Raw genomic sequence first — 19,678 nt, 5'->3', positions numbered from 1 at the left:
CGATTCGATGGCCAACGAGCTTCTGATCGATGTCGGACTGACCGAGACGCGCGTCGCGCTGGTCGAGGACGACCGCCTGGTTCACCTGGATCTGGAACGGCCCGAGCGCGATTCCGCGCTGGGCGCGATCTTCCTCGGCCGCGTGCGCCGCATCGAGAAGGGTCTGCAGGCGGCCTATGTCGATATCGGCCTCAGCCGCGACGGATTCTTGGGCCGCGACGATCTCATCGATACCGGCGACAAGCCGATCGAGCAGTGCATCCATGAAGGCGAGACCATCCTGGTGCAGGTGATCCGCGACCCGATCGGGGAGAAGGGCGTCAAGCTCAGCTGCCATATCGCGCTGCCTGGTCGCTTCCTCTCGTTTACGCCCTATGATGCCGCTGTGCGCGTCACCAAGCGCATCGTGCAGGATGCCGAACGCATGCGGCTCGCCGCCGTGATGCAAAGCCTGATGGCGCTGGCCGCCGATACACCGCTGGAAGTCACCGCGCGCCTCAAGCGTCGCGCCGGCGACCGCCGCAGCGTCGAGAAGGTCGTGGAGCAGGAACGCCGGGAGGGCGAGCGCCGCAAGCATATGGGCTGCGTGCTGAACGCCAATGCTGATGGTGTGTCCAAGGAAGAGCTGCATGCCGATCTGGACCGCCTGCGGTCGCGCTGGATCGCCATCGAGGAGCGCCGGGACAAGGCTTCTGACGCCGGCAATGTGCCGGCCGAGCTCTGGCGCGAGATGGGTCCGGTTGGCCGTGCGTTGCGCGACTATGTCGGCGCGCGCCTGGATGCGATCCGCGTCAATGCGGCGGCCGGCTTCGCCGAGGCCCGCGCCTGGCTGTTCGAGCATGCGCCCAATCACGTGGCGCGGCTGCAGCGTTTCGATGATCCCGCCGGCCTGTTCGAGCTGTTCGATATCGAGCAGGACATCGCGGCAGCCTTGGGGCGCCGTGTCGACCTGCCCGGCGGTGGCGCGGTTATTTTCGGAGAGACCGAAGCGCTGACCGCCGTCGATGTCGATTCCGGTCGGGCGTCGTCGCGCGGTCATGCCTTCGAGGAACAGGCGCTCAAGATCAACGAGGAAGCCGCTGTCGAGATCGCGCGCCAGCTTCGCCTGCGCGGCATCGGCGGCATCGTGGTGATCGATTTCCTGCACATGGAAAACGCCGCGTATCGCGCCCGCACCGTGAATGCGCTGCGCGAGGCGCTGAAGCGCGACCCGGCGCCGACCAAGGTGCTGGGCATGTCTTCGCTCGGCCTGGTCGAGATGACCCGCAAGCGCGTGGGCGAGCCGCTGGCTGCCCGCCTGTTCGAGAACTGCCCCACCTGCGACGGCGACGGGCGGCTGCCCTCGCTGCCCGCCGTTCTGGCCGAACTGCTGCGCCGGGCCTTCCGCGAGGCCTCGGGTAGCCCGGGCGGTAAGCTGGAAATCGCCTGCGCTCCCGACGTGGCCGCCATGTTCGACGCCGAGCTGCGGACCCGGCTGGAACGCCAGATCGGCGCCGTGGTGCATGTGAAGCCGGAAAGCGGCCGCCGTCGCGAATCGTTCTCAGTGGCCAAGTTGGGGCGCTGAGCCGTCATGACGGCGCCCGCGAAACCCTGCCCCATCTGCGGCAAGCCGGCCGGGGGAAAGACCGCGCCCTTCTGTTCGCCGCGCTGCGCCGACGTCGATCTCAACCGCTGGCTCAAGGGGTCCTATGCGATTCCGGTGGTCGAGACCGATGAGGAGGATGGCGAGGAGGGCGGCGACGGCGGCCCGTCCGAATCCGACGGCGCGCCATCCAGCCGCCTGCACTGAAACGGGCCAATCCGCCCATCATCCTGACTTGCCGGACTGACCTGGGGTTGTCATGACCGAGTCGGCTGCAGGTGGCGGCAAATACCCGGTGATGCAGTTCTGCAACACCATGGGGCAAAAACCTGCCGCCCGGGCCGGTTGTGCCGATGACGGTCACAAGTTCCGGGATTCGGCTTGCGCCTGCCGGGGGGATGCCTGATAAGGTAACCCTAAGAATTATAACGAGGTCCCAGCATCATGTCTGTTGCCCTGCGCGTCTCTGACTCGCGCCCGTCCCAGTGGAAGACCCTTGCCGCGGTTGCGCTGTTATCCACCGGACTTCTCGTCGGCTGCGCCTCCGCACCGACCGATCCTCAGGCCAAGGCCGATTACGACGCCGTGAATGACCCGCTCGAGCCGGTCAATCGCGCGATGTTCGAATTCCACAACGTGATCGACGACCTGCTGCTGAAGCCGGCCGCCTTCTTCTACTCGACCTTCGTGCCGCCGCCGCTTCAGACCGGCATCCGCAGCGCGCTGCTCAACCTGAAGGCTCCGATCTTCCTGGCGAACGACCTGCTGCAGGGCGAGACCGGCCGTGCCGGCGATACCGTGTCGCGCTTCGCCATCAACTCCACCATCGGCGTGCTCGGCTTCTATGATGCCGCCGACAAGTGGTTCGGCATCGCGCCGCATACCGAAGACTTCGGCCAGACGCTCGCTGTCTGGGGTACCGGTGAAGGCCCGTATCTCTTCGTGCCGATCCTCGGGCCGTCGAATCCGCGCGACCTGACCGGCTTCGTGGTCGACTCCGCCGCCGACCCGCTGAACTGGTATCTGCGCAACACCGATCGTGACGAGTGGATCTTCGCCCGCGCCGCCGTCACCGGCATCGACGCGCGCGCCCAGCTGCTCGAGACACTCGACAATCTGGAAAAGACCTCGCTCGACTACTACGTGACGCTGCGCACGGTCTATCGCCAGCGCCGCGCCGACGAGATCGCCAACCGCGCCTCGAAACAGCCGAACGTGTCGCCCACCTCGATCAGCCGCGCCGCCGATGCCGGCAGCCAGATCGAGACCCAGCCGATCAAGCAGTAAGCTTATCCGGCATACCGAAGATCAGACGGCGCGTCGCAAGACGCGCCGTTTTCTTTTACGGCCGTTGCGTTTTTAACGCCGCGACGAAACGCAGCTGGCGGGGAAATGCAGCGTCACCCGCGTGCCCTGCTTGGGCGTTGACGTGACACTGACGCTGCCCTGATGCAGCTCGATCAGCTTGCGGCAGATGTTGAGTCCCAAGCCGCTGCCCTCGCTGCGGCGGATGCCGGCATCCGCCTGCCAGAAGGGTTCGAATACGCGCTCCAGGTTCTCTTCCTCGATGCCGATACCGGTATCGGCCACCGTCAACGCGAAGCCGCCATCGGTCTGCATCTGGCCCTCGATGCTGATGGCGCCGCCACTGGGCGTGAACTTCACGGCATTGCCCAGCAGGTTGATCAGCATCTGCTTCACCGCGCGGGCATCCACCAGCAGCAGCGGCAGGTCCTCGGGCAGACGATTCGCCAGGGTCAGGCCGGCCTCGCGCGCACGACCCTTCACCAGCCGCATGCTGTCTTCCACCAGGTCGTAAGGATCATGCGCGCCAAGCTCGAGCGCAAAGCGGCCGCTCTCGATCTTGGAGACGTCAAGGATATCGTTGATCACGCCCAGCAGGTGATGCGCGCTGCCGCTGATGTCGCGGGCGTATTCAAAGTATTTGTCCGATCGCTCGCCCAGAAGGCGGCCAGCAATCATGTCGGAGAATCCGATAATGGCGTTCAGCGGTGTGCGCAGCTCGTGACTCATATGGGCGAGGAATTCGCTTTTCGCCCGGTTTGCGGTCTCGGCGACCTCGCGCTGTCGCGCATAATTCTCGGCCAGGCGCTCGCGCACCTCCGCCTGCTCGCGCAGAGCCGCTTCCAGTTGCTTGCGCTCCGTGATGTCGGTGGCAATGCTGCCAACTGCCAGCAGCGTCTCGCCTGCGTCGTAGATGGGAAAGCGCACGATGATGAAGTCGCGCATGTTGCGGCCCTGTCGCGCCGAGGCATCAAAGACCAGCGCCTTGCCGGCGGCCAGTGTGTCCCCGATCTGCCGCATCAGCGCGTCAGCCATATCGGGTGGATAGAAGTCATGCGGCACATGCCCGATCATCGAGGCAGGGTCGCGGCGCATCTGCTCGCCGTAATGGCGATTGACCATCAGGTAGCGGCCCTGGGCATCCTGCAGCGCCATGATCAGCGGCGGATTGTCCATCATGCCGCGCAGCAGCGCCTCGGTGGCAGCGCGCCGGCGCTGCTGCCGCCAGTTGCTCCACACCGCGGCGATGGCGCCTAGCGTCACCAGGCCGAACAGCCCGCCATAGCCCAGCGCGGCGCCCAGCCAACTGCTTTCAATGCGCGTGCGGTCAAGCCGCATGAGCAGCGTCACCGGCAGGTCGGTCAGACGCGACCAGTACAGGGTGTCATCGGCAATGGCGGCATGACCATGCGGGGCGGTGATAAAGCCGGTCATGCCAGTCAGCCGCTCGGCCTCGCTGCGCGGCCAGCCGGCGACCAAGCGACCTTCGTCATGCACCAGCGCCATGGCGGCGGGCGGTAGGGTGAAATAGGCCGGATCGATCAGATCGTCGACGCTGATGTCGAGTGTGGCGATCAGCACGCCGGCAAAGGGTTCACCCGGCTGTCCGATGCGCCTTGTCAGCCATATGCGCGCGTCCTCGGTATCTGGTGCATTGCCGAGCAGTGCGGCCGTGATTTGCTGCGGCAGTCCATTTTTGTGGGCGACGAAACCCGGATGCCAGCCGATCTCCAGCGGCATGGCGACCGAGCCGACAGCGAACCAGTATCGGCCGCGCTCGTCATAGACATGCACGGCCTTCACTTGTGGCATGCTTTCGATGCGGGTGTTAAGCAGTGAGATGATAGCATCGCTCGGCGTCAGGCCGCGGCTCATGCGCTCGCTTGTCTCTGCGGCGGCGAATTGCAGCAGCAGGTCGGCCACATCGATCTGACGCTGGGCGGAATCAGCCAGCGTGCGGGTCAGGGCTTGGGCCTGTAGGGTGATGCGCTCCTGCTCGTTGCTGCGCAGGTTCAGCACCAGCGATAGCGACACACCGCCGGTGGCCACCAGCAGCAGGACGACGGCACTGACCAGCGCGGCAAAGCCGCGCGGAATTCCGCTGCGGCCTCGTCTACCCGTCGCACTCCCGGATGTCGTCATGCGTGTCAGCCTATACGCGAATTCAGTTCTGGAATTCGTGGCCTGAAATCAGGCGGTTGACTGGCAGTTTGTCACAGACCCCGCGCCGCCTACAAAGGTTTTGCGCTGGGCTGCCGCAGAGAAAGTGATCAGGCCGGATTGACCGGGAACCAGGCCGGATCGACAGCATCGCCCAGACGGGCGAGGTCGGGTTGCGCGATGCGATAGGGCAGCCACTCGGTCTTATGGAGGATACCGAGGCGATGATAGAAATCGCGCGTCGGATTCCAGTCCAGCACGTTGAGGTCGAGGCGTTTGCAGCCACGCGCATTGGCGATGGCAGCCAGCGCGGTGATCAGCTGCCGGCCCAGGCCATGGCCGCGAGCGCGCTCCAGCACGAACAGGTCCTCGATGAACAGGCCGGCCCGGCCCTCCCAGGTCGAATAGTTATGGTAGTACAGCGCAAAGCCCACCGGCTCGCTGTCCAGCTCGGCGATCAGTGCCTCGAAGCGCGGCACCGGACCGAAACCGTCGCGCCGCACATCCTCGGCCGTTATCTTTACGCTGGTCAGCGGTTCCTTCTCATAGATCGCCAGCGCCTGCACCAGGGCCACGATGGTGTCGGCATCGGTCGCGGTGGCCGCGCGGATCAGGGTCTTGCTCATGGTCACTCAGGCTTTCTTCTTGGCGGGAGACGAATCGGTTATCGTTGAATCGGTCTGGCGCAGCGCGGCCACCAGCGCCTCGCCGAACAGCGTGAATTCCTTGGCACGCTGTGTGCCGCGGCGCCAGGCCAGGCCGATATGACGTGCAGTGCTGCCGCTGCCTGCTGTAGTGCTGAGCGGGCGGGTCACCACATCGGTGCCGCGCAAGATGCCGGCATCGAGGGCCAGTTGCGGCAGCAGGGTAATGCCAAGCCCGCTATCCACCATTTGAACCAATGTGTGCAGTGAGGTGGCGGCGAAACCGTCCCTGCGAGGCGATGGCGGCAAACGACACGCCGCCAGCGCATGGTCGCGCAGGCAATGGCCGTCTTCCAGCAGCAGCAGTGGCACGTCGGTCAGGTCGTCGAGCTTGACGCTGCCGCGTTTGGCCAGCGGGTGATCGCTGCGGCTGGCGACCTGGAAGTCGTCATCGAAGAGTTTCAGCGTATCCAGCGAGCCGCCCTCGTAGGGTAGCGCCAGCAGCAGCAGATCAAGTTTGCCAGCCTGCAACTGCTCGACCAGCCGGCCGGTCAGATCCTCGCGCAGGAACAGCCGCAGGTCGGGAAAGCGCTTGCGCAGATTGGGCAACACGCGCGGCAGCAGGAAGGGCGAGATGGTCGGGATCACGCCCAGACGTAACGGGCCGCTCAAGGGTGCCGAGGCGGCGCGCGCCAGCAGCACCATATCTTCCGCATCGGCCAGCAGCTCGCGCGCCCGGCCGGCCAGATCCTCGCCGAGCGGCGTCAGCACAACTTTCCGTTTGGTGCGGTCGACCAGGGCAGCGCCAAGCTGGGTTTCCAGTTCCTGGATGCCGGCTGAGAGCGTCGATTGGGTGACGAAACAGGCCTCGGCGGCGCGGCCGAAATGCCGGCTTTCCGCCAAAGTCACCAGATACCGCCACTGCCGCAAGGTGGGGAGATTCAGCATGAGGTTAATATAATCGTCTCAATCGATTAGTTTCAACGAAATTATCTGTTTGAACAATATTAGAAGATATCTAAGTATCACTCTCAGTGGGAACGGACCCCGCCGCCTGTCCCTCCAGGGGAGGCGACAGGGTTGCGAGACCAGCCCGCTGCCCCAGACTTTTGAAACCGTAAGAGAGGAGCATTTTCATGCTGACCATTGGCGACAAGTTTCCGCAGTTCAATCTGAAGGCCGTTGTCTCGACCGACCCGAAGAAAGCCTTCACAGACATCACTTCGACCAGCGACAAGGGAAAGTGGAAGGTCGTGTTTTTCTGGCCGAAGGACTTCACCTTCGTCTGCCCGACCGAGATCGCCGCCTTCGGCAAGATCAATGGTGACTTCAAGGATCGCGACACCGTCGTCTACGGCGTGTCGACCGACTCTGAATTCGTCCATCTGGCCTGGCGCAACAACCATGCGGATCTGAAGGATCTGCCGTTCGCCATGCTGGCCGACATCAAGCGCGAGCTGAGCCAGGAACTCGGCATCCTCGACAAGAACGAGGGCGTCTGCCTGCGCGCCACCTTCATCGTCGATCCGGAAGGCATCATCCGTTTCGTCTCGGTGAACGATCTCAGCGTCGGCCGCAACCCGGCGGAAGTGCTGCGCGTGCTCGATGCGCTGCAGACCGATGAGCTCTGCCCCTGCAACTGGCAGAAGGGCGAAGACGTCCTGAAGCCGGCCGCCTAAGCAAGACCGGGCTGCTGCACTCTCTGAGTGCGGCAGCCCATCTCGCCAGACTGAATAAGAATAACAAGGAGTGTCCCGATGAGCCTCGAAAGCCTGAAGAACCGCCTGCCCGACTACGCCCGCGACCTGAAGCTCAACCTGGGCTCGCTCGCTACCGAGCCGGGCCTGACCGAACAGCAGCGCGCCGGCACGTTCGTCGCTTCGGCGCTCGCCTCGCGCGACGCCAGCGTGATCCAGGCCGTGCTCGCCGAATTTTCGCCCAAGCTGTCGCCGGAAGCGCTGGAAGCCGCCAAGGCCGCTGCTGCGATCATGGGCATGAACAATATCTACTATCGTTTCGTCCATCTGATGGGCGAGGGCAATGCCGAGAACCAGTACAAGACGCTGTCGGCGAAGCTGCGCATGAACGTCATCGGCAAGCCCGGCGTCGACAAGGTGGATTTCGAACTCTGGTCGCTCGCTGTCTCGGCAGTGAACGGTTGCGGCATGTGCCTCACCGCGCATGAGCATGAATTGCGCAAGGGCGGGCTGTCATCGGAGCAGGTGCAGCAGGCCGTGCGCATCGCCGCGGTGGTGCACGCTGTGGCTGCCACGCTGGATGGCGAGGCGGCCATCGGGGCGGGTCTCGCCGCTGCAGCGGAGTAAATATTCGATAACATCACTGTTCTCCGCCGGGTTCCTGCCCCTCCACCCGGCGGACCATACGGGCGCCATCGCAAGATGGCGCCCGTTTTTCATGGCAGTTCAGCAGGATTCTTGCGCTGTGTGTATCGCGTGAATGCTGTTTGTGTCGTTTGGGCAGTCCAACGTGATCGCGCGCACAGAGTTGAAAATAGCGCTTGTCTGATCGCGTCCAGACTGTAAAAGCTCCGCCCGACACGTGACTTGCTGTCGTGTCGATATCGCCGCGTCGTCATGCGGTACATCCGGAATAACAACAATGCGTGCCCTGTAGGGAGGGTGAGTGAGGTGCGGTGCATGAGGCGCCGCGCCATGCCATTGCCAATTTCCGGTCTGCCGGTGCGTGCCACAGATCGCCCAACAGGAGCTTTTCATGTCAATCGGTCGTCTGTCGCTTGTCACCAAGATCGCGTTGATCGTGGTCGCGCTCATCGTCCTCACGGCAGCGGCCGTCGGCGGTGGAGCGATCTGGCAGATCCGTGGCGAACTGGCGGATCAGGTGATCCAGCGCCAGAATAACAGCCTGCGTACGCTGGCCGTGCTGGTGCAGAAAAGCTTCCCCGGCACCAAATTCGAAGTCGATGCACAGGGTCGTGTCGGCCGCGTCACCATGGCGGCCGTGCCGGACTTCGATAAGCATGACATGATCGACGAGGTCGGCGTGGTCACCGGCGAGACGGCGACACTGTTTCGTTGGCAAGAAGCCGAGCAGGATTTCGTCCGCAAAACCACCAACATCATCAATGCCGAGGGCAAGCGCGCCGTCGGTACGCCGCTGGGCAAGGCAAGCGCCGCCTATAGCCCGCTGAGCCAGGGCCGCACCTTCCTGGGTGAGGCCGTGATTCTGGGAAAACCTTATTACACTGTCTATCACCCGGTGCACGATCCGGCGGGTAAGGTGATCGGCATTCTATATGCCGGTGTGCTGAAGTCGCGCATCGAGGCCTTTGCCGACAGCATCGCGGTGAACATGCTGATCACCTCGGCCATCGCCATCCTGATCGGTGCCGGCGTCGCCGTCGCCATGATGCGCGGCATGATGAAGCCGCTACCGCGCCTGACCGATTACACCAACCGCTTGGCCCAGAATGACCTGACGGTGGAGATCGGCTTCCAGCAGCGCCAGGACGAGATCGGTGCGCTGGCCCGTGCAGTCGCCGTGTTCAAGCGTAATGCCGAGGACAAGCTGGCGATGGAAGCTGCGCAGGAGCAGGAGCGCCAGCGCTTCGCCAGAGACCGCGAGGCCCAGGAGCAGCGTTTTGAACAGGCCATTGGCCGCGTCGTGTTAGCGGCTGCTGATGGGGACCTGTCGCAGCGCGTGGAAACCGGCGATCTGGGTGGTGTGCTGCAGCGCGTCGGCAATAGCGTCAACGCTCTGCTGGACCGTACCGATGAAACCATGGGCGCGGTGATCGGCGTGACCTCGGCTATGGCCGGCGGCGATCTGAGCCGCAAGATCGAGCAGGACTTCCACGGCCGCTTCAACGAGCTGGCGCAGAACGTCAACAATATGATCGACCGCCTGCGCGATTTCGCCCATCGTCTGGCCGACAGCACCGAGACAGTGCGGACGGCCTCGGCGGAAATATCGACCGGCAGCCTCGATCTGGCCCAGCGCACTGAAAGCCAGGCGGCTTCGATCGAAGAGACGGCGGCGAGTATGCACGAGATCACGACGACCGTGCGACAGAATGCCGATAACGCCCAGGCCGCCAACCAGTTGGCGGCGGTTGCGCGGGACACTGCTGAAAAGGGCGGTGTCGTGGTGGCGGATGCGGTCGCTGCCGTGACCCAGATCGAGGCGAGCGCCCAGAAGATCAGCGACATTATCGCGATGATCGACGAAATCGCCTTCCAGACCAACCTGTTGGCGCTCAATGCCTCGGTCGAGGCGGCCCGCGCAGGCGAGGCCGGCAAGGGTTTCGCGGTGGTGGCGCAGGAAGTGCGCGCTCTGGCGCAGCGTTCGGCCAATGCGTCGAAGGACATCAAGGCATTGATCTCGGCTTCCAATGCCCAGGTCAAAAGTGGAGCCGCCCTCGTCAACCAGGCCGGCGGCTCACTGGGCGACATCGTCGCCGCCGTGAAAAAAGTGACCGACATCGTGGCTGAAATCGCCGCCGCCAGCCGCGAGCAGGCGACCGGCCTTGACCAGATCAATACGGCGGTCGGCAGTATGGACGAAATGACGCAACGTAATGGCGCCTTGGTGGAAGAGACCTCAGCCTCGGCGCAGGCACTGGCCGATCAGGGCCGTCGCCTGTCGGAGCTGGTTGCCTTCTTTAGGTTGCGGTCATAAGCGGTAGTAAGGCGAAACTTCGCCTTGCGCGAGCAGTGCGGACGCGAAGGTCAATCTGGCATGTTAATTCGCGGTAACGTGGGGAAAATCTACGTAGTGACGGTAATCCCGTTGGACTAACGTCCCCCTCATCCGGCGCCGTATGCGCCATTCGTGGGGGATTGATCCATGCGTATCCGTGCCAGCTTCATGTTGTTTGTCGCCATCATCGGCGTCATCGTCCTGAGCCTCGCCTGGCAGGTGATGCACGATGCGTATCAGGACCGCCAGAATGCAGTGGTGGCCCGGGGTCTCGCCGCCACGCAGGGCGAGTTGCTGCGGATCGTCGAACTGCTTGGCATCGAACGGGGCGCCTACAATGCGGCACTGCGCGAAGACAAGATCGCCGATCCCAAGGGCGATTTCCTTGCCAAGCCGCGTAAGGTAACGGACGACACCATCGCCGCCGCCCTAGCCGCGGGCCGGGCTTCCGGCCATCCCGCCATTGATATCCGTCGGATCGAAGGCATGAGCGCCACGCTTGCTGACTGGCGCCGTCGCGCCGAGGCCGCGGTAAGCAAGCCGATGGCCGAACGGCCGGCCGATGTGATGAACGGTTATGTTCCTGCCATGACCGAACTGGTCACCAACATCATTCCGCTGCTCAACAGCATCGGTGCAGCGATCTCGCGGTCCGATGACGATGTTGCCACCCCGATGGAAATCGCGCGCCTGGCCGCCGACATGCGGGCGGAAGCCAGCGTACGCGGTACGGCAACGGTGAATGTAGTTGCCTCGGGAAAGCCGATTCCCACCGCGACCCTGATCATGATGTCGGAGCAGGGCGGCAAGGTGGATGCGATCTGGGCCCGCATCGTCATCGGGCTAGGCGAGCTGGATCCGTCCGTCGAGTTGAAGGCGAAATTCGAGGAAACCCGCAAGGCATTTTATGAAACGCTGCCCCCTATCTATGCCGCGATCCGGGCGGCCAGCGAAAAGGGCGAAGCCTATCCCTTCACCATGGCCGAATTCCGCGGCAAGCAGAATCCACTGCTCTATACCGCCGGCTACCTGCGCGATGCCGCGATCGCCGACGCCCTGAAGGTGTCGGATAACCTGATCGAGGAGCGGACCCGGCATATGATGATCGAGGCCGGCTTCACTGCCCTGGGCATTCTGGTGTTGCTGGCGGGTGCGATATTCTTCCTGCGTCGCGTGGTCAGCCCGCTGGGTATGATGACCGGTGCGATGACCAGCATTGCCGAAGGCCGCTCAGCCGAGATCGGTCATGTCGAGCGCAAGGACGAGGTGGGTGACATGGCGCGCGCGCTGGGCATCTTCCAGCGCAACGCCGAAGAAAAAACCCGCATGGAAGCCGAGGAACGCAGCCGCGCCGAGGCCGAACGCACCCGACTGACCGAACAGCGTCAGCTTGAGGAGGCCGTCAGCCGCGAGATCGCGCAGTTCTGCGTCGCCGTCGGCAATGGCGACTTCTCGCGCCGCATCGACCTGGCCAACAAGGACGGCGTCTTCCGCGAACTGTCGCAGCAGATGAACGGCCTGGCCGACACCATGCAAGGCGTACTTGATGATCTGGGCGGCGTGCTGCGTGGCTTGAGCCATGGCGACTTGACCGTCAACACTACCGGACAGTACCAGGGTTCCTTCGGCACCCTGGCCGACGCGGCGCGCGAGACCATCGTGCGCCTGCGCGACTTCGCCGGCCGCCTTGCCGAAAGTGCCGCCACGGTGCGCGACGCCTCCAGCGAAATCTCCACCGGCAGCCAGGATCTGGCGAGCCGCACGGAATCGCAGGCTGCATCCATCGAGGAAACCGCGGCCTCGATGCATGAAATCACCAGTACGGTGCGTCAGAATGCCGATAACGCGCAGGCCGCCAATCAGCTCGCCACGGCTGCCCGCGACACCGCCGAAAAGGGCGGCAGCGTGGTGTCGGATGCCGTCACCGCCGTGACGCAGATTGAGGCGAGCGCGCAGAAGATCAGTGACATCGTTGGGCTGATCGACGAGATCGCCTTCCAGACCAACCTACTGGCGCTCAATGCTTCGGTGGAAGCGGCCCGTGCCGGTGAAGCCGGCAAGGGCTTTGCCGTGGTGGCCCAGGAAGTGCGCGCGCTGGCCCAGCGCTCGGCCAATGCGTCGAAAGACATCAAGGCGCTGATCACTGAGTCGAACGCCCAGGTGAAGACCGGGGCTGCCCTGGTGAACCAGACTGGCAGCTCGCTGAGCGATATCGTGGCAGCGATCAAGAAGGTGTCGGATATCGTCGCCGAGATCGCCGCCGCCAGCCGTGAACAGGCCACCGGCCTTGACCAGATCAACACCGCCGTCGGGACCATGGACGAGATGACCCAGCGCAACGGCGCCCTGGTCGAACAGACCTCGGCCTCGGCGCAGTCACTCGCCAACCAGGGCCGCGAGATCGCCGATCTGGTCGGCTTCTTCAAGACCGGCACGGTCACCGCACCGCGTCCGGCGATGGCCAAACCCGCCGCGATGCCGGCTCCTGCCGCCGCTGCGCCGGCTGCTGTCGTGAAGCTGTCGCCGGCCGCCAAGCCTGCACCGGCGAAGCCGGCAGCGACCAAGTCGGCCGCCAAGCCGCTGGCCACGAAAAGCGGCGGGGCGGCAACTGCGGCTGCAGCCAAACCCGCGCCTCGTCCGGCGCCCGCACCAGCGGCCAGGGCGGAGAATGACGACGACTGGCAGGAATTCTGACGCCTGAGGCACGGCGGCTGGGAACCCCCGTCTTGTCCGACCTGCAGGCAGTGAAAGAGGTGCTTCATGCGTATCCGTAGCAGCTTCATGCTTTTGATGGCGCTGATCGCCATCGTGATTCTGGGCGTAACCGGCGTAATGATCCAGGACGCCTGGCAATCGCGGCAAAGTGTCGTCACCGCTCGCGGCCTCGCCGCGGTTCAGGGCGCGCTGATGCGCACCAACGAACTGATTGGCATTGAGCGCGGTGCCGACAACGCCTTCCTGTTCGATGCCAAGCTGACCGATCCAAAATCCGATCCGGTCACCAAGCCGCGCGCCACGACGGACGAGTCTTTCAAGACGCTGTTCGAGCTGGCTCGCGCACTACAGCATCCGGCCGTTGACCTCGCTCGCATCGAAAAGGCACAGTCCACCATCGCGGATTGGCGCAAGAAGGTCGATGCGACCATCACTCGTCCGCTGGCCGATCGCCCGCAGGATGTCCTGAAGAACTATGCGCCGGCCTATATCGATCTAGTCAGCAGCATGACGCCGGCGCTGAATGCCCATGACGCAGCGATCAGCCGTGCCGATTCCGATGTCGCGGCGCCGATGGTGTTGGCCCGCCTGGCCGCCGATATCCGAGCCACTGGCAGTGCGCGCGCCACTGGCATGACCAATGTGATCGTCTCTGGAAAGCCGATGACACCCGATGTGATGCCGCGGCACAATGATTTCACCGGTCGTCTCACGGCAATGTGGGATCGCATTACCATGACGATGCAGCAGATCGATGCTTCGTCTGCCTTGAAGGCCGAGGTCGACAAGACCTATCAGGCTTATTTCAAGCTTATTCCCAGCATGTATGACGAAATCATCGCCGGCAGCGACAAGGGTGGTCAGTGGCCCTTCACGCCGGCTGAATTCCGGGCCCGTCACAATCCGCAGCTCTATACCGCCGGCTTCCTGCGTGACGCGGCGGTGACCGAGGCCCTGCGCATTGCCGATGATCTGATTGCTACCCGCACCCAGGCCCTCGCCGTGCAGGGTGGTGTCATTCTGGTGGTCCTTTTGCTGCTGCTGGGCAGTGCGGTCTTCTTCCTGCGCCGTGTGGTCAGTCCGCTGGGTGCCATGACCGGCACGATGACACGCATCGCCGAGGGCCAGCAGGCGGAAATCGGCTATCGCGACCGTACCGATGAGATCGGCGATATGGCCAAGGCGCTGGGCGTCTTCCAACGCAATGCGGACGAGAAAGTCCGCATGGAGACCGAGGAGCGCGGCCGCGCCGAGACCGAGCGCAGCCGGCAAGCCGAGCAGCGTGAGAGTGAAGCCGCGATCAGCCGGGAAATTGCTCAGTTCTGCATGGCGGTCGGCAATGGCGATTTCTCGCGCCGCATCGACATGGCAGGCAAGGATGGCGTTTTTGCCGAACTGTCCGGCCAGATGAATGGCTTGGCCGATACGCTGCAGAGCGTGCTCAATGATCTGAGCCGCGTGCTGCGTGGCCTGAGCCAGGGCGACCTCACCGCGACGGCGTCAGGTCAGTATCAGGGAGGCTTCGGTGAACTGGCCGAGGCTGCCCGGGAAACCGTGGCCCGTCTGCGCGACTTCGCCGGCAAGCTGGCGGAAAGCGCCGACACGGTGCGTGTGGCTTCGGCGGAAATCTCCACCGGCAGCCTGGATCTCGCCCAGCGCACGGAAAGCCAGGCCGCCTCGATCGAGGAGACGGCCGCCTCGATGCATGAGATCACGGCGACCGTGAAGCAGAATGCCGACAATGCTCAGGCGGCCAACCAGTTGGCGGTGGCGGCTCGCGATACGGCGGAGAAGGGCGGCAGCGTGGTGAGCCGCGCCGTGGCCGCGGTCAGCCAGATCGAAGGCAGCGCCCAGAAGATCAGCGACATCGTCGGGCTGATCGACGAGATCGCCTTCCAGACCAACCTGCTGGCGCTGAATGCCTCGGTGGAAGCGGCCCGTGCCGGCGAGGCCGGCAAGGGCTTTGCTGTCGTCGCCCAGGAAGTGCGTGCCCTGGCCCAGCGCTCGGCCAATGCCAGCAAGGACATCAAGGCGCTGATCGGCGAATCGAATGCCCAGGTGAAGACGGGTGCAGAACTGGTAAACCAGACCGGCAGCTCGCTCACCGAGATCGTCGGCGCCATCAAGAAGGTGGCCGATATCGTTGCCGAAATATCGGCCGCGAGCCGTGAGCAGGCCACAGGGCTGGAGCAGATCAACACCGCCGTCGGCAGCATGGATGAGATGACCCAGCGCAATGGCGCCCTGGTCGAACAGACCTCGGCCTCGGCGCAGTCGCTGGCCGATCAGGGCCGGCAACTCTCCGAGCTGGTCGGCTTCTTCCGCACCGGTGGTGCTTCGGCCCCGGCGCTGCGGGATGCGGCCGACTGATCGCGCCTCTTGTCGCGGGCATTGCATTGCCCCATATGAGAAAAGGCCGGGACGACCCGGCCTTTTTCTTTTTGAGGGGCGGGGACGACCCTGTCAGCAGAGCGCCAAGACGGCTTGCTCGCAGAGCGAAAAGGACATTCGCCATGGCATGGATCATTCTGCTGTTTGCCGGTCTGGCCGAGATCGGTTGGGCTGTCGGCCTGAAATACACCGAAGGCTTCACCAGACTCTGGCCGACCATCGGCACGGTCAGCGCGATGATCGTCAGCCTGCTGCTGCTCGGCCTGGCGCTGAAGACCCTGCCGCTTGGCACCGCCTATGCGATCTGGACCGGCATCGGCACCATCGGCACTGCTGTGCTGGGCATCTGGCTGTTCGGCGAAAGCGCCGCCGCGCTGCGGCTGGTCTGCATCGGGCTGATCGTGGCCGGCATCGTCGGGCTGAAGCTGGTCAGCCCGGCTTGAAGCGGTGGGATCAGACTTCCAGCCATTCCTTGCGGATGGCGGTGTCATCCATCAGCTGCTTCGGCGTACCCTCGAAGACCATGTGTCCGTGGCCCATCACATAGAGCCGCTGGCAGATCTTGAGCGCGATGGTCAGCTTCTGCTCGACAAGCAGGATGGACACGCCGCGCGCGGCAATGCGTTCCAGCAGGACGCCGACCTTCTCCACCATCATGGGCGACAGGCCTTCGGTCGGTTCATCCACCATGATCAGGTCGGGGTCGCCCATCAGCGTGCGGCACATGGTCAGCATCTGCTGCTCGCCGCCTGACAGCACGCCGGCGGCGGTGTCGGCACGTTCCTGCAGGCGCGGGAAGATGTCGAACATGTCCTGCATCGACCAGCGGCCGGCGGTCTTGCTGTCCTTCTGGCCGAGATAGAGATTCTCGCGCACGGTCAGCGCCGGGAAGATGTCGCGGTTCTCGGGCACATAGCCTAAGCCCCGGCGCGCGATCTCATGGGGCTTGCGGCCGGCGATCTCCTCGCCCTTGAACATGATCGAGCCCTGCGGCGGCACGTCGCCCATGATCGCCTTGATGGTGGTCGAACGGCCGACGCCGTTGCGGCCCAGCAGCGACACGATCTCGCCGGTCTTCACGTTGAAGCTGACGCCGTGCAGGATATGGCTCTTGCCGTAATAGGCGTGCAGGTCGCGGACTTGCAGCATGGTCTCGCTCATCTTCAATGCTCCGCTTCCATGGCCTGGCCCAGATAGGCTTCCTGGACCGCCTTGTTGCCGCGGATATTGGCCGGTGTGTCGGATGCGATGATCTGGCCATAGACCAGCACCGAGATGCGGTCGGCGAGGTCGAAGACCACACCCATGTCATGTTCCACCATGATCAGCGTGCGGCCTTCGGTGACCTTGCGGATCAGGTTGACGAAATGCGAGGTCTCCGAGCGGCTCATGCCCGCCGTCGGCTCGTCCAGCATCACGACCCCGGCACCGCCGGCGATGGTGATGCCGATTTCCAGCGCGCGTTGCTCGGCATAGGTCAGCATGCCAGCGGGGAATTCGCGGCGCTCCAGCAAGCCGATCTGCTGCAGGATCGCGTCGGCCCGCTCATTGGCATCGGCCAGCTTGCGGGTGTTGTGCCAGAAGGAATAGCGGTAGCCCAGATGATACAGCACGGCGCAGCGCACATTCTCGAAGACGCTGAGCTTGGGGAAGATATTGGTGACCTGGAAGCTGCGCGACAGGCCGCGCCGGTTGATCTCGTAGGGTTTCAGTCCGGTGATGTCCTCGCCGTTCAGCGCGATGCTGCCCTCGGTGAGGCCGAAGCGGCCCGAGATCAGGTGGAACAGCGTCGACTTGCCGGCGCCATTCGGCCCGATGATGGCATGGCGCTCGCCCTTACCGACTTTCAGCGAAACGCCACGAATGATGGGGGTGACGCCGAAGCTCTTATGCAGGTCCTGCAGCTCAAGGGCTGCTGCCGAAGCGTTGCTCATCGCGCGCCCTCCTGTGTGGAGGCCGGTCCATGGGCGGCATCCGAGAAGGCGGCAGCGAAGCGCGGGCCATACCAGCGGCCCAGCCCCAGGCTGGCGGCGATCAGTACCAGCGCCACGATCCAGGGCAGCAGGTTGTTTGAGTTATAGGCGATGCCGAACAGCTTCATGGCCGGGCCATCGGTGGCGGTCTTGACCATCTGATGATGCGCGGTTTCGATCAGTGCGATCAGCCCGGCAATACCCAGCACGGCCGGCACCGCCATCACCGCGTAATGCGGCAGCACGTGATGCAGGCTGCGGCGCCGCACCAGCGGCAGATGCAGCATGATCAGGCCGGCCATGCCGCCGGGCGCGAAGATCACCATGCCGATAAAGATCAGGCCGAAATACAGCATCCAGGCGCCGGTGATGTCGCTCAGGAACACCTGCAGCAGCACGACCAGGATGGCACCAAGAACAGGCCCCATGAAATGGCCGACGCCGCCGATGAAGGCCATCAGCAGCACGCTACCCGATTGCGCACCGGAAATGTTCACCGCATTCATCAGTTCAAAGTTGATGGCGGCCAGGCCGCCGGCGATGCCGGCGAAGAATCCGGATATGCAGAAAACGATGAAACGCACGGTCTGGGTGGAGTAGCCGATGAACTCGGCGCGCTCCGGGTTCTCGCGTACCGCGTTGCACATGCGGCCGAGCGGCGTGCGGGTGAAGGCGAACATCAGCGCCATGCAGACCAGGCACCAGCCGGCGATCAGATAATAGACCTCGATCTGCGGGCCGAAGCGCACGCCCCACAGCGTCATCATCTTGGTGCGGTTGGCGTTGATGCCTTCCTCGCCGCCGAAGAAGCCGCGCAGGATCAGCGATAGCGAGGCGATCAGTTCGCCCAGACCCAGCGAGATCATGGCAAAGGCCGTCCCGGCGCGCTTGGTGGAGACGGCACCGAAGATGAAGCCGAACAGCAGGCCCATCAGGCCGCCAACCAGCGGCAGAACCGGCAGCGGGATCGGCAGCTTGTCGGCGGCGATGGTGTTCATCGCATGGACGGCGATGAAGCCGCCCAGGCCGTAATAGACGGCATGGCCGAAGCTCAGCATGCCGGTCTGGCCCAGCAGCATATTATAGCTGAGCGAGAAGACGATCATGATGCCGATCAGGCACATCGTGGTCAGCGCTGCGCCCGAGGTGAAGATCTTGGGCAGTACCAGCATGATCGCGGCGGCGATCACCCAGACGCCATAGCGCTTGACGATGTCGAGGGCGGATGCCGGCTGCGCGGCAGAAAGCGTGGTCGTTGCCATGGATCAGGTCTCCCGCGTGCCCATCAATCCGGTGGGCCGGAAGATCAGGATCAGAACCAGCATCAGATACGGCACCACCGGGCCCACCTGGGCCACGGTCACCTGCCACAGGTCGCTGAGCAGGCCGCTGACCGGCCGCATCATGCCCAGCGACGACAGCAGGTCGCCGAAGGAATAGTTGATGGCGATGGCGAAGGTCTGGATCAGGCCGATCATCAGCGAGGCGATGAAGGCACCGGACAGCGAGCCGAGTCCGCCGAAGACCACCACGACAAAGAGGATCGGACCCAGCACATGGGCCATGCTGGGCTGGGTCACCAGCGCCGGTCCGGCAATGACGCCGGCGATGCCGGCCAGGCCGCAGCCGACGCCAAAGACCAGCATGAAGACCTTGGGCACGTTATGGCCCAGCATCGCCACCATGTTGGGATGGGTCAGCGCCGCCTGGATGATCAGGCCGATGCGCGAGCGGGTCATGATCACCAGCAGGACGAGGAAGATCGCCACCGAGATCAGCAGCATGAACATGCGGAAAGCGGGATAGGTGGTGCCGAAGAGTTCGAAGGCGGCGAAGTCGAGCTGCGGCGGCACGCGATAATCCGCGGGCAGCTTGCCCCAGATCATCTGCACCAGCTCCTCGATCACGAAGGCGAGGCCGAAGGTGAACAGCAGTTCAGCGACATGGCCCCATTTATGGACGGTGCGCAGGCCCCAGCGCTCAACCAGCGCGCCAATCACGCCGACGATCACGGGCGCGACCACGAGCGCGACCCAGAAATTCATCCACTGGCTGATCTGGAAACCGAAGTAGGCGCCCAGCATGTAGAAGCTGGCATGGGCGAAGTTCAGCACGCCCATCATGGAAAAGATCAGAGTGAGGCCGCTGGCCAGAAGGAAAAGCAGCATGCCGTAGAGCACGCCGTTCAGCGTCGAGAAAATCACCAGTTCCAGCACTGCACGACCCCGTTT

16 protein-coding genes are annotated in these 19,678 nt (G+C 64.0%); 9 read left to right on the top strand and 7 right to left on the bottom strand.

Going from position 1 to position 19,678, the window contains the following annotated elements; all coding sequences use genetic code 11:
- The first annotated feature begins 7 nt into the window (after positions 1-7).
- The 3 genes from AC1RRT_RS07560 to AC1RRT_RS07550 all read left to right on the top strand — a co-directional run bounded on the left by AC1RRT_RS07560 (position 8) and on the right by AC1RRT_RS07550 (position 2,869).
- Entirely contained in the window at positions 8-1,564 is a 1,557-nt protein-coding gene (locus tag AC1RRT_RS07560; RefSeq protein WP_493013166.1) for a ribonuclease E/G, read from the top strand.
- 6 nt (positions 1,565-1,570) lie between these two features.
- A complete protein-coding gene (gene yacG, locus AC1RRT_RS07555) occupies positions 1,571-1,789 on the top strand; it encodes a DNA gyrase inhibitor YacG (protein ID WP_493013165.1) in 219 nt (72 codons plus the stop codon).
- 237 nt (positions 1,790-2,026) lie between these two features.
- Positions 2,027-2,869: an MlaA family lipoprotein gene (locus tag AC1RRT_RS07550; RefSeq protein WP_493013164.1), complete on the top strand. Its 843-nt coding sequence runs from the start codon at positions 2,027-2,029 to the stop codon at positions 2,867-2,869.
- A gap of 72 nt (positions 2,870-2,941) precedes the next feature.
- On the opposite strand, the gene AC1RRT_RS07545 is transcribed toward AC1RRT_RS07550, so the two are convergent.
- From AC1RRT_RS07545 to AC1RRT_RS07535, 3 genes are all read right to left on the bottom strand, one after another.
- Complete coding sequence (locus AC1RRT_RS07545) at positions 2,942-5,029, bottom strand: ATP-binding protein (protein WP_493013163.1); 2,088 nt, start codon at positions 5,027-5,029, stop codon at positions 2,942-2,944.
- Between the two features lie 128 nt (positions 5,030-5,157).
- Positions 5,158-5,673 (bottom strand): GNAT family N-acetyltransferase, encoded by a 516-nt coding sequence (locus AC1RRT_RS07540; RefSeq protein WP_493013162.1) that lies wholly within the window; start codon positions 5,671-5,673, stop codon positions 5,158-5,160.
- 6 nt (positions 5,674-5,679) lie between these two features.
- Positions 5,680-6,639 carry a hydrogen peroxide-inducible genes activator gene (locus AC1RRT_RS07535; protein WP_493013161.1) on the bottom strand — a complete coding sequence of 320 codons (960 nt, stop codon included), beginning with the start codon at positions 6,637-6,639 and terminating at the stop codon, positions 5,680-5,682.
- A 188-nt stretch (positions 6,640-6,827) separates the two neighbouring features.
- On the opposite strand from AC1RRT_RS07535, the gene AC1RRT_RS07530 reads away from it, so the two are divergent.
- The 6 genes from AC1RRT_RS07530 (at position 6,828) to sugE (ending at position 15,917) form a co-directional block, all read left to right on the top strand.
- Positions 6,828-7,370 (top strand): peroxiredoxin, encoded by a 543-nt coding sequence (locus AC1RRT_RS07530; protein WP_493013160.1) that lies wholly within the window; start codon positions 6,828-6,830, stop codon positions 7,368-7,370.
- 78 nt (positions 7,371-7,448) lie between these two features.
- Positions 7,449-8,015 carry an alkylhydroperoxidase, AhpD family gene (gene ahpD / locus AC1RRT_RS07525; RefSeq protein WP_493013159.1) on the top strand — a complete coding sequence of 189 codons (567 nt, stop codon included), beginning with the start codon at positions 7,449-7,451 and terminating at the stop codon, positions 8,013-8,015.
- Positions 8,016-8,424: 409 nt separating this feature from the next.
- Positions 8,425-10,347, top strand: coding sequence for a methyl-accepting chemotaxis protein (locus tag AC1RRT_RS07520; RefSeq protein WP_493013158.1), 1,923 nt, complete (start codon positions 8,425-8,427; stop codon positions 10,345-10,347).
- 168 nt (positions 10,348-10,515) lie between these two features.
- On the top strand, positions 10,516-13,062 hold the full coding sequence (locus tag AC1RRT_RS07515) for a methyl-accepting chemotaxis protein (RefSeq protein WP_493013157.1): 2,547 nt from the start codon (positions 10,516-10,518) through the stop codon (positions 13,060-13,062).
- Between the two features lie 66 nt (positions 13,063-13,128).
- Positions 13,129-15,453 carry a methyl-accepting chemotaxis protein gene (locus AC1RRT_RS07510; RefSeq protein WP_493013156.1) on the top strand — a complete coding sequence of 775 codons (2,325 nt, stop codon included), beginning with the start codon at positions 13,129-13,131 and terminating at the stop codon, positions 15,451-15,453.
- Between the two features lie 143 nt (positions 15,454-15,596).
- On the top strand, positions 15,597-15,917 hold the full coding sequence (gene sugE / locus AC1RRT_RS07505) for a quaternary ammonium compound efflux SMR transporter SugE (RefSeq protein ID WP_493013155.1): 321 nt from the start codon (positions 15,597-15,599) through the stop codon (positions 15,915-15,917).
- A 10-nt stretch (positions 15,918-15,927) separates the two neighbouring features.
- On the opposite strand, the gene AC1RRT_RS07500 is transcribed toward sugE, so the two are convergent.
- Genes AC1RRT_RS07500 through AC1RRT_RS07485 form a run of 4 tightly spaced genes read right to left on the bottom strand, consistent with a single transcriptional unit; the run spans position 15,928 to position 19,663 of the window.
- Positions 15,928-16,635: an ABC transporter ATP-binding protein gene (locus AC1RRT_RS07500; RefSeq protein WP_493013154.1), complete on the bottom strand. Its 708-nt coding sequence runs from the start codon at positions 16,633-16,635 to the stop codon at positions 15,928-15,930.
- Positions 16,636-16,637: 2 nt separating this feature from the next.
- Positions 16,638-17,408: an ABC transporter ATP-binding protein gene (locus AC1RRT_RS07495; RefSeq protein WP_493013153.1), complete on the bottom strand. Its 771-nt coding sequence runs from the start codon at positions 17,406-17,408 to the stop codon at positions 16,638-16,640.
- Positions 17,405-18,709: a branched-chain amino acid ABC transporter permease gene (locus tag AC1RRT_RS07490; protein ID WP_493013152.1), complete on the bottom strand. Its 1,305-nt coding sequence runs from the start codon at positions 18,707-18,709 to the stop codon at positions 17,405-17,407. Before AC1RRT_RS07490 ends, AC1RRT_RS07495 begins: the two co-directional genes overlap by 4 nt.
- A gap of 3 nt (positions 18,710-18,712) precedes the next feature.
- Positions 18,713-19,663 carry a branched-chain amino acid ABC transporter permease gene (locus AC1RRT_RS07485; protein WP_493013151.1) on the bottom strand — a complete coding sequence of 317 codons (951 nt, stop codon included), beginning with the start codon at positions 19,661-19,663 and terminating at the stop codon, positions 18,713-18,715.
- Between the last annotated feature and the right edge of the window lie 15 nt (positions 19,664-19,678).

The sequence above is a fragment of the Ferrovibrio sp. GW821-FHT12B10 genome (assembly GCF_058807515.1).
Note: the sequence above shows the minus strand (reverse complement) of the source record. Positions and strands in the feature narration are given on the sequence as shown.